This is a genomic window from Phyllobacterium endophyticum, from assembly GCF_003010935.1.
GTDB lineage: Bacteria > Pseudomonadota > Alphaproteobacteria > Rhizobiales > Rhizobiaceae > Phyllobacterium > Phyllobacterium endophyticum.
In genome coordinates this window covers 934,057-948,879 of sequence record NZ_PGGN01000001.1, presented here as the reverse complement: position 1 = coordinate 948,879, position 14,823 = coordinate 934,057, and the positions used below count along the sequence as shown (strand labels likewise).

The 14,823-nt window shown below is 57.6% G+C and carries 12 protein-coding genes; 9 read left to right on the top strand and 3 right to left on the bottom strand.

Going from position 1 to position 14,823, the window contains the following annotated elements:
- Positions 1-175: 175 nt before the first annotated feature.
- From CU100_RS04465 to CU100_RS04430, 8 genes are all read left to right on the top strand, one after another.
- A complete protein-coding gene (locus CU100_RS04465; protein WP_106715298.1) occupies positions 176-880 on the top strand; it encodes a c-type cytochrome in 705 nt (234 codons plus the stop codon).
- A gap of 139 nt (positions 881-1,019) precedes the next feature.
- The gene (locus CU100_RS04460) at positions 1,020-2,909 is read left to right on the top strand and encodes an extracellular solute-binding protein (protein WP_106715297.1); all 1,890 of its coding nucleotides are present in this window, start codon (positions 1,020-1,022) and stop codon (positions 2,907-2,909) included.
- Positions 2,906-4,777 carry an extracellular solute-binding protein gene (locus CU100_RS04455; protein ID WP_106715296.1) on the top strand — a complete coding sequence of 624 codons (1,872 nt, stop codon included), beginning with the start codon at positions 2,906-2,908 and terminating at the stop codon, positions 4,775-4,777. Before CU100_RS04460 ends, CU100_RS04455 begins: the two co-directional genes overlap by 4 nt.
- Before the next feature lie 30 nt (positions 4,778-4,807).
- On the top strand, positions 4,808-5,911 hold the full coding sequence (locus tag CU100_RS04450) for a microcin C ABC transporter permease YejB (RefSeq protein ID WP_106715295.1): 1,104 nt from the start codon (positions 4,808-4,810) through the stop codon (positions 5,909-5,911).
- Positions 5,911-7,050, top strand: coding sequence for an ABC transporter permease (locus CU100_RS04445; protein ID WP_106715294.1), 1,140 nt, complete (start codon positions 5,911-5,913; stop codon positions 7,048-7,050). The genes CU100_RS04450 and CU100_RS04445 overlap by 1 nt, the downstream gene beginning before the upstream one ends.
- Positions 7,047-8,678, top strand: a complete 1,632-nt coding sequence (locus CU100_RS04440; protein ID WP_106715293.1) for an ABC transporter ATP-binding protein — start codon at positions 7,047-7,049, stop codon at positions 8,676-8,678. Before CU100_RS04445 ends, CU100_RS04440 begins: the two co-directional genes overlap by 4 nt.
- The gene (locus CU100_RS04435) at positions 8,675-9,631 is read left to right on the top strand and encodes a 2-hydroxyacid dehydrogenase (protein ID WP_106715292.1); all 957 of its coding nucleotides are present in this window, start codon (positions 8,675-8,677) and stop codon (positions 9,629-9,631) included. Before CU100_RS04440 ends, CU100_RS04435 begins: the two co-directional genes overlap by 4 nt.
- Before the next feature lie 101 nt (positions 9,632-9,732).
- A complete protein-coding gene (locus CU100_RS04430) occupies positions 9,733-11,109 on the top strand; it encodes a serine hydrolase domain-containing protein (protein WP_106715291.1) in 1,377 nt (458 codons plus the stop codon).
- 9 nt (positions 11,110-11,118) lie between these two features.
- Here the strand turns inward: CU100_RS04430 and CU100_RS04425 are convergent, their stop codons facing one another.
- From CU100_RS04425 to CU100_RS04415, 3 genes are all read right to left on the bottom strand, one after another.
- The gene (locus CU100_RS04425; protein WP_106715290.1) at positions 11,119-11,991 is read right to left on the bottom strand and encodes a C40 family peptidase; all 873 of its coding nucleotides are present in this window, start codon (positions 11,989-11,991) and stop codon (positions 11,119-11,121) included.
- Positions 11,988-12,338 carry a MarR family transcriptional regulator gene (locus CU100_RS04420; protein WP_106715289.1) on the bottom strand — a complete coding sequence of 117 codons (351 nt, stop codon included), beginning with the start codon at positions 12,336-12,338 and terminating at the stop codon, positions 11,988-11,990. The genes CU100_RS04425 and CU100_RS04420 overlap by 4 nt, the downstream gene beginning before the upstream one ends.
- Positions 12,339-12,438: 100 nt before the next feature.
- Complete coding sequence (locus CU100_RS04415) at positions 12,439-13,809, bottom strand: leucyl aminopeptidase family protein (protein ID WP_106715288.1); 1,371 nt, start codon at positions 13,807-13,809, stop codon at positions 12,439-12,441.
- Between the two features lie 132 nt (positions 13,810-13,941).
- Here CU100_RS04415 and CU100_RS04410 point away from each other — a divergent pair, with 132 nt between their 5' ends.
- Positions 13,942-14,775, top strand: a complete 834-nt coding sequence (locus tag CU100_RS04410) for a tetratricopeptide repeat protein (protein ID WP_106715287.1) — start codon at positions 13,942-13,944, stop codon at positions 14,773-14,775.
- The last annotated feature ends 48 nt before the right edge of the window (positions 14,776-14,823 follow it).

Below are 14,823 nucleotides of genomic sequence, written 5' to 3'. Positions count from 1 at the left end.
TCCGCGCGATCACGAGGGGACTCTTGTCGAAAAATGCAGTGACCTGCATTGACCAGATATTGAGAACCTAAGCAAGTGCGCTGAACACAAAGCTCCGGCATTGCGCAAGCAAGCGCCGTCATGAACTTTGTATCCAGTGTACTTGAACAGGACACAAGTGGAGCAATGATCGACGATGGAATCGAGCGCGTTCAACAAATATGCCATGGCGTTTCTGGCAACCGTTTTCGTTGTCATGTCGGCAGGCATCCTGTCCGATGCCCTTTTCGATACGCATGCTCCTGAAAAGCCCGGCTTTATTATCCAGGCGGCCGAGCCCGAAGCAGGCGGCGCAGGCGGCGAAGCTGCCCCGGTCGCGGCGGTTCCTATTGCAACGCTGCTCGCCTCCGCCGATGCCACGCGCGGCGAAGCAGTCTTCAAGCGCTGCCAGGCCTGCCATACCGGCGAAAAGGATGGGGCGAACAAGGTAGGCCCCAATCTCTGGGACATCGTCGACCGCCCGATTGCAACGCATCCAGGCTTTGCCTATTCCGGCCCGATGAAGGATTTCTCCAAAGGCGGTCAGGAAAAATGGACCTATGATCACCTCAACCATTTCTTGACCTCGCCGAAGGGCTATATCAAGGGCACGGCGATGGGCTTTGCCGGTGACAAGAAGGACAACGAGCGGGCTGACCTGATCGCTTATCTGCGCACACTCTCGGACAACCCGAAGCCTCTGCCCGCTGCCGATGCTGCTGCGCCTGCGGGCGACGCGGCTGCGCCTGCCGGAGATGCTGCCAAGCCCGCCGAGGGCGCTGCACCCGCCGCACCCGCTGGCGGAACACCAGCCGAAGGAGCCGCGCCTGCTGCTCCCGCTCAGCCTGCGCCTGCCAACTAAGCCGAATAGCTAAATCGTCGAAAAGCCGGGTCATCGCCCGGCTTTTTGCGTTTCTATAGGGTGTTTTTTCCTTGGAGGCCTGTTCTCTGCCGCATTTTCTCTTAGACTGATCCGCAAAGAGAACCTGTGGAGACCTGATTTGCGATTTCGCCCTTTCCTAGCCAGCCTCGCCCTTCTCGCCGTTGCTGTGGCCGGCACCTTTCAGATTGCACAGGCGGCCGAACCGGAGTGGCGCAGCGCGACAAGTGTTTTGGGCGAGCCCAAATACGGGACGGAGTTCAAGCACTACGATCATGTAAACCCGAGCGCCCCGAAAGGCGGAACCCTCAACCAGACCGCCAACGGATCATTCGATAGTCTCAACCCGTTCGTCGTTCAGGGTAACGCGGCAGCCGGCCTGCCACCCTCGGGCAATCCGATCGGCGGCGGCCTCCTTTACGATACGCTTCTTAGTCAGTCGCTCGATCAGCCGGCGACCAATTATCCGCTGATCTCAGAGGCAATCGCCTATCCTGACGATTATTCATGGGTGAAATTCCGGCTCAACCCGCTGGCCAAATGGCACGATGGACAGCCTATCACGGTCGAGGATGTCATATGGTCGTTCGACGTCCTGAAGAAGCAAACACCCCTTTACAACAAATACTATCATGACGTGACCAAGGCCGAGAAAACCGGGGAGCGTGAAGTGACGTTCACGTTTTCCAGTGGCGGCAATCGCGAATTGCCAAGCATCATGGGCGATTTTCCTGTGCTGCCCAAACACTGGTGGGAGGGGACCGATTCGGCTGGCAAAAAACGCGATATCACCAAACCCACGATGGAGATCCCGCTTGGATCCTCCGCCTACAAGATCGAGAGTGTGGCACCCGGCAAGACGATCGTCTGGAGCAGGGTTGCCGATTACTGGGGCAAGGACCTTCCCCAGGAGATCGGCCGTAACAATTTCGATCGCATTCGCTATGAGTATTTTCTCGACCAGAATGCCTCCTGGGAAGCTTTCAAGAAAGGCGGCTTCGAGGACTACCGCGGCGAACCAAGCATTGGCCGCTGGATGCGCGGTTATGACTTTCCGGCCTTCAAAAGAGGCGACGTGATCAAGGCGGTATTCCCGCTGCGATCCTCCGGCCGCATGCAAGGCTTCCTCATCAACACGCGGCGCGACAAGTTCAAAGACCCGAAGGTGCGTGAAGCCTTGAACTGGATCTATGACTTCGAGAGCATGAGCAAGAATCTGTTCTTCGGCCAGTACAAGCGTATCAACAGCTATTTTGCCGGGTCCGAGCTCGCATCCAGCGGTTTGCCGGGCGGCAAGGAACTCGAGATCCTGCAGAGCGTGAAAGGTGACGTGCCTGAAGAAGTCTTCACCAAGGAATTCAGATTGCCGGTCTACGACACTCCGCAATCACAGCGCGAGAATCTGCGCCATGCAGTGCAGCTGTTGCGGAACGCCGGTTACGAGCAAAAGAACGGCAAGCTCGTCAACACCCAGACCGGGCAGCCGCTGACGATCGAGTTTCTGGCGGATGATCCCTCGGACGAGCGCATCATCGGTCCTTTCATTGGTAATTTGCGCAAGCTCGGCATCGAAGCGAACATTCGCGTCGTCGACAGCGCTCAATACACGGCAAGGATCAACGATTTCGATTTCGATATCACGACGCCGGGTGTACTGGCCCAGAGCCTGTCGCCGGGCAACGAGCAGCGCGACTTCTGGGGTTCGGCCGCAGCGGACACGCCGGGGAGCCGGAACTACATGGGCATCAAGAACCCGGCCATCGACAAGCTCGTCGACCGGGTGATTTTCGCGAAGGATCGCGACGAGCTTGTCGCAGCCACGCATGCGCTCGACAGGGTGCTCCTCTGGAATTATTACGTGGTCCCTCAATGGTACGATGACCGGATAAAAATCGCCTACTGGAACAAATTCGGCATTCCGGAAAAGCAACCGGAATATATAGGCATCGACCCGTTCTCGTGGTGGATCGATACAGCCAAGGAACAAGCCCTGAAGGCGCGCGCCGAATGACGCGCCTCACCCGCCGTGATCTCCTGAAGGTTTCGAGTGCGACGATGCTGACGGCAATGGCACCGCGCCTTGCGCTTGCAGAGGTGGCGACGGACGTTCCCTTGCATGGGCTATCCGCATTTGGTGAACTGAAATACCCGAAGGATTTTGCCCATTTCGACTATGCCAGCCCCGACGCGCCGAAGGGCGGCACCTTTGCCTTTTCGCCGCCCACCTGGATTTTCAACCAGTCGCCGCAGACCTTCAATACGCTGAACACGTTTTCGCCCAAGGGTGATGCTCCACCGCGCATGGAACTGTGCTTTGACACGCTGATGGCTTCCGCACTCGATGAACCTGACTCCATTTATGGACTTGTGGCGGAAACAGTCACTGTTTCCGCGGATCGAAACACCTTCACGTTCAAGCTGCGGCGGGAAGCGCGTTTTCATGATGGAACGCCGATCATCGCTGAGGATGTCGTTTTCAGCTACCAGACGATGCAAAAGAAGGGGCACCCCGAGCTACTGCTCCTCCTGACCGAGATGAAGGAGGTCGTGGCCGAGGATGAGCACACCGTGCGTCTCGCCTTCACCGGCAAGCATTCGGATCGCGCCATTCTCGACATCGCCGCGGCCATGCCAGTTCTGTCCAGGAACTGGTACGCAACCCGTGATTTCGAAGCGTCCACTCTTGAGCCGCCACTCGGGTCCGGCGCCTATCGCGTCGCGAGGGTTGCCGTAGGCCAAAGCATCGAATACGAGCGGGTCACTGATTATTGGGCACAGAATTTGCCGATACAGCGCGGCTTCAACCATTTCGCCCGGATCAAGATCGAGTTCTATCGGGATCGACAGCCGGAGTTCGAAGCTTTCAAGAAGGGCGATATCTTCTGGCGCAAGGAGGCCACGGCCAAGACGTGGACTACCGAGTACAACTTTCCGGCTGTACAACAGAACCGCGTGGTGAAACGACAGTTCCCGAGCGAAAAGCGGCCGCAGATGCAGGCATGGGCCATCAACCAGCGCCGCGAACATTTCCGCGATCCGCGTGTTCGCGAAGCCATTGCGCTGTGCTTCGATTTCGAATGGACGCAGAAAAACCTCTTCTACGGAATGTACGAGCGCTCGCAATCGCTGTTCGAGAATTCCGATTTCCGTGCATCGGGAAAGCCGTCGCCGGAAGAGCTGGCTCTCATGGAACCCTTTCGGGACCGATTGCCTGAGGGTATTTTTGGTGATGCCGTCGTTCAGACGCCCTCGGACGGCTCCGGACGAGACCGGAAAAACCTACGAAGGGCCGTGGAACTCGTAAGCGAGGCGGGGTTCAAACGCGACGGCAACCGCTTGGTCGACGGCGCGGGCAAAACGCTGAATTTCGAAATGCTCATCCAGGCCGAGGTCTTCAGCCGCGTCTACTCACCCTTCATAAACAACTTGAAGGCCATCGGCATCAATGCGTCGCTACGTCTGGTCGATCCCGCGCAATATCAAATCCGCTTGCAGGACTTCGATTTCGATGTGATCGGGATCGCCTATTCGCTAAGCGCCACGCCGACGAGAGAGTCGCTGGAGACGATGTTCGGCTCCCGTGCGGCCGGTATTCCGGGTACGACGAATTTTCCCGGCATCGCGGATCCAGTCGTGGACGCGCTGATAGCGAAAGTCAGTGAGGCACACTCCCGGGCGGAATTGATTTCGATCCTGCGTGTTCTTGATCGCCTCTTGCGTGTAAGACGCGACTGGATTCCAAATTGGTACTCAGCGAATCATCCGGTCGCCTATTGGGACATGTTCGGCTTCAAGGAGCCAAAGCCCGATTACGGTTTTCCGGTCGAAACGTTGTGGTGGTTCGACGAAGCAAAGGCGAAGGCAATTGGCAGGGTTTGATGGTTCAGCGACGATGAGAGGGAGCTCCTGATGGGAGCCTATATTCTCCGCCGCCTTGTTTTGATGGTTCCCACGCTATTTGGGGTTCTACTTGTCTGTTTCGTCATCGTACAATTTGTTCCCGGCGGCCCGGTAGAGCGCATTATCGGCCAGTTGACCGGCCAGGGCGGCAATGCCCTGGACCGCATTGGCGGTGGCGGTGCGGACCTGGGTCAGGGTCAGGACCAGCTCGGCCTTGGCGAGGGCAACTCGAAATATCGCGGCGCACAGGGGCTTGACCCGGCTTTCATCGCCAGCCTGGAAAAGCAATTCGGTCTCGACAAGCCGCCGCTGGAACGCTTCGGTCTTCTGATGTGGAACTATGTCCGTTTTGATTTCGGCAAGAGCTATTTCCGCGATATCAGCGTCATCGATCTCATCAAGGAGAAGCTTCCCGTCTCCATATCTCTCGGCCTATGGATGACGTTGCTTTCCTATATGATCTCCATACCGCTTGGAATTCGCAAGGCGATCAAGGACGGATCGACCTTCGATATCTGGACCAGCGGAATCATCATCGTGGGCTATGCGATCCCGGGCTTTCTGTTCGGCATTATGCTGATCGTTTTCTTCGCCGGGGGTTCGTTCTTCGACTGGTTCCCCTTGCGCGGGCTGACCTCGAACAACTTCGCCGAGCTATCGCTCATCGGCAAGATCGTCGACTATGCGTGGCACCTGGCGCTGCCGCTAACAGCCATGCTGCTGTCCGCCTTTGCCACAACAACTCTGCTTACCAAAAATTCGTTCCTCGACGAGATTCGCAAGCAGTACGTCACAACCGCGCGTGCCAAGGGACTGAGTGAACGCAAGATCCTCTATGGGCATGTATTCCGCAATGCAATGCTCATCGTCATTTCCGGTTTTCCGAGCGCCTTCATTTCCATCTTCTTTACCGGCCAGCTCTTGATAGAGGCAATATTCTCACTGGATGGGCTCGGTCTGCTCGGCTACGAATCGATCATCAACCGGGATTATCCCGTGGTCATCGCAACCGTTTATATCTTCGCGCTTGTGGGAGTCGTCGTCAGTCTCCTTTCCGATCTCCTCTATACATGGATCGACCCGCGTATCGATTTTGAACGGAGGGATGTCTGATGACGAGCGAGGTCTTGCGCGCGCCAGCCATTCCGGTTCGACGTCCACGCCTGTCGCCGCTCAATGCCCGGCGCTGGCAGAATTTCAAGGCCAACCGCCGCGGCTGGTGGGCGTTGTGGATATTTCTTTTCCTGTTCATTGCCTCGCTGTTTGCCGAGTTCATCGCCAACGACAGGCCGATCCTCGTTTCTTACAAGGGTGATATTCTCTTCCCGGTTCTCGTTGATTACCCGGAGGAGAAGTTTGGTGGCTTCTACGCGGTTACCGACTATCGAGACCCGGTAATCCAGGACGAGATCAATGCCAATGGCTGGGCGATCTGGCCGCCTGTGCGATACTCATACCGCACCGTCAACAACGAGCTGCCCGATACTGCGCCATCCAAGCCCTTTTGGCTTTATACGGCCGAAGAGCGTTGCGCCCGCTATCCGCAGGGCGTCAACGATCCCAATTGCACCTTTGGCAACATGAATGTCTTCGGTACCGACGACCAGGCGCGCGATGTCTTTGCCCGTGCCCTATATGGCTTCCGCATCTCCGTGCTGTTCGGCCTCATCCTCACTGCTGCTTCCGCTGTGATTGGCGTCACCGCCGGCGCTTTGCAGGGTTATTTCGGCGGCTGGCTTGACCTTGTCGCGCAGCGCTTCATCGAGATATGGTCCTCGGTTCCCACTCTCTACCTGCTCTTGATCATGGCTTCCATCCTGCCGCCCGGCTTCTGGATCCTGCTTTGCATCATGCTTCTGTTCTCCTGGGTCAGCTTCGTTGGCATCGTCCGGGCGGAATTCCTGCGCGCGCGCAATTTCGAATATGTCAATGCAGCGCGCGCCCTTGGAGTGCGGGACCGTACGATCATGTTCCGTCATCTGTTACCCAATGCCATGGTGACGACCTTGACGTTCCTCCCCTTTATTCTCAATGGATCGATCACTACCCTGACCTCGCTCGATTTTCTCGGCTTCGGCCTGCCGCCCGGTTCGCCATCGCTCGGCGAGTTGCTGGCGCAGGGCAAGAACAACCTTCAGGCGCCGTGGCTTGGCCTCACAGGTTTCATCGTCATATCGCTCATGCTCTCGCTGCTGATCTTCGTCGGTGAAGCGACCCGTGACGCCTTTGACCCGCGCAAGGCCTTCAAATGAATGAAGCTCCCCTCCTTTCCGTCCGCGATCTCTCGGTCGCCTTCACCCAGAACGGCCGCGAGTCGATCGCTGTCGATCGCATCTCGTTCGATATTGCTCAGGGCGAAACGGTTGCGCTGGTCGGCGAATCCGGTTCCGGCAAGTCGGTGACCGCGCTCTCGGTGCTCAAGCTGCTGCCATACCCACCGGCTTCCCATCCCTCCGGTAAAATCCTCTTCGAAGGAGAGGATTTGCTCGACAAGGACGAAACAGACCTGCGCCGTGTTCGTGGCAACGACATTACGATGATCTTCCAGGAGCCGATGACGTCGCTCAATCCGCTTCATCCGATTGAAAAACAGATCAGCGAAGTGCTGAAATTGCACCAGGGTATGGGCGACAAGGCAGCGCGGCAGCGTACTTTGGCGCTTCTCGAAGAGGTAGGCATTCGCGAGCCGGAAAAGCGCATGAATGCTTATCCGCACCAGCTTTCCGGCGGTCAGCGTCAGCGCGTGATGATCGCCATGGCGCTTGCAAACAAGCCGAAGCTGCTCATCGCCGATGAGCCGACCACCGCGCTCGATGTGACCGTGCAGGCGCAAATCCTCAAGCTGCTGGCGGACTTGAAAGCCGCGCAGGGCATGTCGATGCTCTTCATCACCCATGATCTTGGCATCGTGCGCAAGATCGCGGACCGCGTCTGCGTGATGACCGGGGGCAAGATCGTCGAGACCGGCCCGACGAAACAGATATTCGATAACCCGCAACACGCGTACACGAAACACCTGCTTGCGGCAGAACCGAAGGGAAACCCGCCAGCCGCCGATCTTTCGGCTGATCCGGTCATGCGCGGTGAGAACGTGAAAGTGTGGTTCCCGATCAAGCAGGGCTTCCTGCGCAGGACCGTTGATCACGTGAAGGCGGTCGATGGTATCGACGTGACCATCCGCGCCGGACAGACGCTCGGTGTGGTGGGGGAATCAGGTTCGGGCAAGACGACGCTTGGTCTCGCGCTCTCGCGGATGATCTCGTCGGAAGGTGTGATCCGGTTCGGCGAGAAGGACATCAATCAATATTCGTTCAAGCAGATGCGGCCACTGCGGCGCGAACTACAAATCGTTTTTCAGGATCCTTACGGCTCTCTTTCACCACGCATGTCGGTTACGGACATCATTGCTGAAGGCCTGCAGGTGCATGAGCCGAAGCTTTCGGCGGATCAGCGGGATGCGCGTGTGGTCGCCGCGCTCAAAGAAGTCAATCTCGATCCTGAACACCGATTCCGTTATCCGCACGAGTTCTCCGGTGGCCAGCGCCAGCGCATCGCAATTGCCCGTGCCATGGTGTTGAACCCGCGTTTCGTCATGCTGGATGAGCCTACATCGGCACTGGACATGAGTGTTCAAGCACAGGTCGTCGATCTCCTGCGCTCGTTGCAGCTCAAGCATAATCTGGCTTATCTTTTCATCAGCCACGACCTCAAGGTGGTCAAGGCACTTGCCAATGACGTTCTGGTCATGCGCAATGGCAAGGCAGTGGAATATGGGCCTTCGCAGGAGATCTTCGAACGGCCCAAGAGCGACTACACAAAAGCCCTGATGGCGGCGGCTTTCAGGATAGAAACGGCTGAACAGGGAGCGGTGAGCGAATGACGGGCAGCGATAGCACGATATTGTTGGCGGTGACAGGCTGGGACCCGGATGTCTGGCAAAGCGAATTCGCCAAGGCTGCACCTGGCCGCAAGCTTGTGCTCGATACCAAAGATGCAAACGAAAAGATTCGCTACGCCCTGGTATGGAAGCAACGGCCCGGATCTCTCATGGGCTTGCCCAAGCTTGAGGTCATCTTCTCCTTGGGTGCCGGCGTTGATCATATCTTCCATGATCATCAAATCCCGGATGTTCCTATCGTACGCATCGTCTCGCCGGATCTCACGATGCGCATGAGCGAATATGTCGTGTGGCAGGTGCTCGACCATCACAGGCTCGGCCTGCGCTATCGCCAGCAGCAGGCGCAAAAAGTCTGGCACGAGGATCGCCGTCAACCTGCAGCCCATGAGGTGACCGTCGGTATTCTGGGTCTTGGTGTGCTTGGACGTGATGCCGCGCAGAAACTGCGAAATCTCGGCTTCCGCGTCAGCGGATGGAGCCGCCGGCTGCAAACGATCGAGGGCGTCACGAGCCATTTCGGCAAGGACGGACTCAAGGATTTCCTGAGGGATGTCGACATCGTCGTCTGCCTGCTGCCATTGACGCCCGAAACCAAGGGCATTCTGTCGATGACCATGTTCGCACAGATGAAGGCCGAGGGTCCGCTTGGCGCTCCCGTATTGATCAACGCCGGTCGCGGCGGCTTGCAAAACGAGCCCGATATTCTTGCCGCGCTCGATCGGGGAATGCTCTCGGCCGTGACGCTCGACGTGTTCAAAACCGAGCCCCTGCCGAAGACCAGTCCGTTATGGACCCATCCGCAAGTTGTTATCACGCCCCATGCGGCCGCAAGCTCCAGCCCGCAGGCGCTCGTTCCGGAAATCGTGGCGCAGCTTGAATCCTATGAGCGCGGCGAACCATTGAAGAACATCGTGGACAAAGCCGCACAATATTAGCCGAACCTTGTTGCCTTGGATCGTCAGTTGTGGATTGACACGGATCGGCTATGACGTTTACGTAAATGTGGTATTTTAAATAACAATTTTTGGGTGGAGTAATGTTTTCAAAAATCCTGCGATGGCTTTTCGCCGTCATTGCGCTTGCTATTATTTCGGCTGCTGGCTGGCTCTATGTCGCGCCGCCACCAATAAGCCGGATCGCCGCGGGTTTCACCGCAAAGATCCTGTGCTCTAATGTGTTCCTGGGCCATAGAAATCCCGATGAGGTGCTTGCGCAAGACGTGCAATCTGTCGGCAATCCCGTTTTGAAGCTGATATCCTATTCGGTCGATGAAAAGGCAGCCACGGTTTCCGCGGGGCTTTTGGGCTTCGTCGGCAGACAGACCGCCGTCTATCGTCCCGGCCTTGGCTGCACGCTGGCTCCCGATGGCGACGTGGCGGCTGTCAAAGCGATTGACATCCCGGCAGCCTCCCCGGTCATGGACGGCAATGCACCCTGGCCACAGGGCGACACCGTCTCCAATGCCCAATCCACCAAAGTGGCAAACATTCTCGACGATTCAAGCCTGACCGGACCTGGCTTTCGCGCCGCCGTCGTTGTCAAGAATGGCCAAATCGTCGCTGAGCATTATGCGAAGGGCTTTTCCAAGGAGACCCCGCATATCAGCTATTCCGTGGCGAAAACGATCAACGCCGCTCTCTTGGGAACGCTGATAAAGAACGGCAAATTATCGCCTGAAGATAAGGGCTTGTTTGACAGCTGGAAAAATGATGAGCGGTCGCAAATCCGTATTGCCGACCTGATGTCGATGTCGAGCGGCCTGGACTACAATGAAGAAACCGGCGATCTCAACACCCGCAATCAGATGCTTTTCCTTAAGTCGGACATGGCGGGCTTTATCGCATCGTTTCCACTTGTTCATCCAATCGGGCAAGTCTTCAACTATTCAACTGGCACAAGCGTGCTCTTGTCACGTATCTGGCAGAACGCAATCGGCGATCCCGCCGCCGCACTCGAATGGCCAAGAAAAGTGTTGTTCGAACCCCTTGCCATGCACAGTTCCGTTTTGGAAACGGATGAGAGCGGCACATTTGCCGGCGGAAGCTATGTTTATGCCTCCGCGCGCGACTACGCCCGTTTCGGCCAGTTTCTGTTGCAGGATGGCGTCTGGAACGGCAATCGAATCCTCCCCGAAGGCTTTGTCAGCTGGATGCACGATCCAAGCGAAGCCAGCAAACGCTACGGCAGAGGACAGGTATGGGTAAAGGGTCCGGATGGCGGCGTTGCCGACGATGAGAACCCCGATAAAGGCTATGACCTTCCCGCTGATACTTTCTGGCTGCTTGGCTTCATGGGGCAAAGCGTGACGGTCATACCGTCACAAGCTCTTGTCATCGTGCGCCTCGGTCTAACGCCGGATTCGGCACGGTACAAACCGCAGGCAATGGTCCAGGCAATCATGAAATCGCTCTAGTATCGGAGGCTATAGCCGCCGTACCGCCGTCGGCTTGCCGTAAAGGTAGGCGATGCGATCGATCGCCTCGCGCAGCGGTTCGAGGGTCACACTCATCGTGTGGCCACTCGCATGCAGTACCATGGAGTGGCTGGCCATCATCGCGGCGTGACCGGCCCAGAACAGGAAATCTCCCCGCTGCAGGTTATGGTAATTGCTGTCCGGTTCGATCACATCGCCGATCGACGCCGCCTGCATATCCGAATCGCGCAAGACACTTTGCCCTGTCATCAGCAACGAGAGCTGGATGAGGCCCGAGCAATCGATGCCAAAACCGGAAACACCGCCCCAGAGATAGGGCGTGTGCATAAGGGTCTCCGCGACTGCGACATGATCATCCGTCACCTCATCCATTGGTACAAGATGTTTGGCGATGATCGCCTCGCCGCTTGGCAGCATGGCATATAGCGTGCCTCGTCTCTCCTGCCCGCCCGTCACCGTAACCAGGGATCCCATGGACAACTCCCTGGTACGAGGCAGCTTCAGGTCTGAGCCAGGGTATACAAAGGTTCTCGGTGCGATGACGATATGCGTCGGTTCATCGGTTCGGACGTCGAGCGCCGTATCGATCACGTAGCCGACATAGCCGTCTCGTTCGTTCTGAATCCAGCACCAGCCATTGTCGTCTTCGAAAACGAGCACATCGTCCCCATGGAGGAACTGCGTCGTTATGCTCGCATTGCCGCGCGGCTCGGAGCGGACATCCACGACCGGGTCGGCGATGCGCATCGGCTCTCCGGCGACAAACCGATCCGCTTCTACCAGACCGCGCAGAGTTTCATCCGCAAGGTCGGGGCGGAATGCATTCAGGCGCTTGTCCAGATCTACACTTACAACGTTCAAAGCGGCAATCCTCTCGCTTTGGCGATCACCAGATCACCGAGCCGTTCAACATAAAGCGCACCCTTTACCGTTCTCTTGACGAGAACATTGCGCCGGTCCTTCTCGTCGCGGTGCCGATCAACCAGACCATAGGAACCCATTGTGTCGAGAGCGCGGGTGATGACGGGCTTTGTTACGCCGAGCTTCGCCGCCATGGCGCGTATCGTGTGCGGCGGCGGCTCCAGATAGACTGTCAGGAGAATGGCTAGTTGGCGCATGGTCAGATCGTGAGCGTCGTCCCGCACTTCCGAAAGGGCTATTTCCTTCCACAGTGTCAGTGCCTGAAGCGGTCTCAGCTCCACGTTCATGAACGGCGCCCGGGATCATTTCGGTTCCGTTCCATTCTAGCCATCCTGTTCCAGGATACAAGCAGGTCGTGCATTGCTCCAGTTTTACAAAGAAGCGACCCTATCTCGCGGGGTAGCGCTGTTTAAGAAGACGATAGAGCGCCCGAATCGCCTGAGCCTCACCGCCTATTGGCGCGTGGGGCTTTTCCACCGGATTCCAGCCAAAAATGTCGAAATGCGCCCATATCTTCGCCTTGGCCACGAAGCGTTGCAGGAACAACGCAGCCGTGATCGATCCGGCAAACCCATCGGTTGTCACATTGTTGATGTCCGCAATGCGCGAGGAGAGTTTGGCATCGTAGGGCTGCCATAGCGGCATGCGCCAGACCGGGTCGGCCACCGCCTCGCTCGCCGTCGCAACCTCGAGAGCGAACGCATCGTCGTTCGTGTAGAATGGTGGCAGGTCCGGCCCGAGTGCCACGCGCGCCGCGCCGGTCAGGGTTGCCATATCGATCAGGAGTTCAGGTTCGTCATCATCGGCCAGCGCGAGCGCATCGGCGAGGACCAAGCGTCCCTCCGCATCCGTGTTTCCGATCTCGACCGTCAGGCCCTTGCGGCTGGTCAATACATCTCCAGGGCGGAACGCGTTGGCGGAAATCGAATTTTCCACCGCCGGAATCAGCACGCGCAATCTGACCGGCAGCTTCGCATCCATGATCAGCCCGGCCAGCGCCAATACATTCGCAGCGCCGCCCATATCCTTCTTCATCAGGAGCATGCCGCTTGACGTCTTTATATCGAGGCCCCCGGTGTCGAAGCACACCCCCTTGCCGACAAGCGTCACCCTTGGCGCATTCCTGTCGCCCCAAGCGAGATCGATCAGCCGAGGCTCCTGGCTTCCTGCGCGGCCCACCGCATGGATCATGGGGAAATTCTTCGTGAGCAGATCATCGCCTTTGACCACGCTCAAAGTTGCGTTGTGTTCCTCGGCAATGGTTCGGACAACTGCCTCGAGCGCCATGGGACCCATGTCGTTGGTTGGCGTATTGATGAGATCGCGCGCCAGCGTGACAGCCTTGGCAAGACGCTTCACTTCTTTCTGGTCGGCGCCATCCGGGAATGTCAGCGTGACCTCGGCGTCGTCCTTCTTGGTGTAGCGGGTGAACTTATATCCGCCCAGAAGAAACGCCAGCGCGGTAAGTTCCGGCTCCCTGACTGCGCCGGCAATGTGCCACTCACCTTTTGGCAAGCCGCTGGCGAGTTTGCCCGCGACGAGCCGAACGTCGTCCTTGCCAATGCCGAACAGAGCGCCTGAAATCTCGCCGTCATCTCCCGGAATGGTCAGAACGCGGGCCGCCTGGCCGTCAAAACCGTTGGCCTTTGCCCATGCCAGTGCAGCACTGCTGACACCGGAGCTCTCCAATCCGCCACTTTTCACGAACCAGACTGGTTTGCTGTCCCCTGTCGTCCCCACTTTGATATCGGTAGCCATGACACTCTCTTCTCAATCATACTTTTTCGCAGCGCCTCGCATCATTAACGGTCCGTTAGGGTTAACAGAATATTTCTAAGCCATGGGAATTGTTAACGCACAGGTGATTTTGTGCTGCAGGTGGGGCAAATTATGACAAAAGCTGGCATTATTCAATGTAATCGCCGCTTCATTTACGCCGCTGCAATCGTCGCTCTGGCGTCCGGAATTTCCGGCTGCTCAACGACCGACAAGACCACGACAGGATCGATCTCCCCGGCCGCGGTCAGCGCTGGCTCGCTTCCTACGGGCAATTTCGATCAGATGAATCAAGAGCAACTGATGCAGGCGTCAGCCAGCCTCGGAAAGCGCTACGAGGCAAATCCGAAAGACCAGGCTGCTGCATTGAACTTCGCCACCGTCTTGCGTATGACCGGACGCAGCGATCAGGCGCTTGCCGTCATGCGCAGCCTCGCGATCGCGTACCCCAAGGATCGCCAGGTACTCGCCGCCTATGGCAAGGCGCTTGCGAGCACCGGCGAGTTCGATGCGGCGCTCGACGCGCTTCGACGCGCGCAGACGCCGGAATATCCGGACTGGAAACTGCTTTCGGCGCAAGGCGCGATCCTCGACCAGATGGGCAAGACGGGCGAGGCGCGGGACCTATACAAGCAGGCGCTGATCATCAGCCCCAACGAGGCCTCGATCCTTTCAAACATGGGCATGTCGTATGTGCTCTCCGGCGAACTTGCGACGGCGGAAAAGTACATGCGGCAAGCCAATAACGGAACAGGCTCGGACAGCCGAGTGCGTCAAAATCTGGCGCTGGTCGTTGGTCTGCAGGGCCGTTTCGACGAAGCCGAGAACATTGCAAAGCAGGAGCTTTCGCCGCAGCAGGCGCAGGCCAATGTGCAGTATCTGCGCGCGATGCTGTCACAGCAGAATTCCTGGAAAATGCTGAAAGACAAGAAACAACCGAAGAGTTGAACGTCCGGCACCAACTCGATTGTGAAAGCCGCCCATTGAGGCGGCTTT

Bases quoted from the DNA above. Each gene is read 5' to 3' on its own strand.
- CU100_RS04465 (WP_106715298.1), top strand. From the start codon at position 176: ATGGAATCGAGCGCGTTCAACAAATATGCCATGGCGTTTCTGGCAACC.
- CU100_RS04455 (WP_106715296.1), top strand. From the start codon at position 2,906: ATGACGCGCCTCACCCGCCGTGATCTCCTGAAGGTTTCGAGTGCGACG.
- CU100_RS04450 (WP_106715295.1), top strand. From the start codon at position 4,808: ATGGGAGCCTATATTCTCCGCCGCCTTGTTTTGATGGTTCCCACGCTA.
- CU100_RS04445 (WP_106715294.1), top strand. From the start codon at position 5,911: ATGACGAGCGAGGTCTTGCGCGCGCCAGCCATTCCGGTTCGACGTCCA.
- CU100_RS04440 (WP_106715293.1), top strand. From the start codon at position 7,047: ATGAATGAAGCTCCCCTCCTTTCCGTCCGCGATCTCTCGGTCGCCTTC.
- CU100_RS04435 (WP_106715292.1), top strand. From the start codon at position 8,675: ATGACGGGCAGCGATAGCACGATATTGTTGGCGGTGACAGGCTGGGAC.
- CU100_RS04430 (WP_106715291.1), top strand. From the start codon at position 9,733: ATGTTTTCAAAAATCCTGCGATGGCTTTTCGCCGTCATTGCGCTTGCT.
- CU100_RS04420 (WP_106715289.1), bottom strand. From the start codon at position 12,338: ATGAACGTGGAGCTGAGACCGCTTCAGGCACTGACACTGTGGAAGGAA.
- CU100_RS04415 (WP_106715288.1), bottom strand. From the start codon at position 13,809: ATGGCTACCGATATCAAAGTGGGGACGACAGGGGACAGCAAACCAGTC.
- CU100_RS04410 (WP_106715287.1), top strand. From the start codon at position 13,942: ATGACAAAAGCTGGCATTATTCAATGTAATCGCCGCTTCATTTACGCC.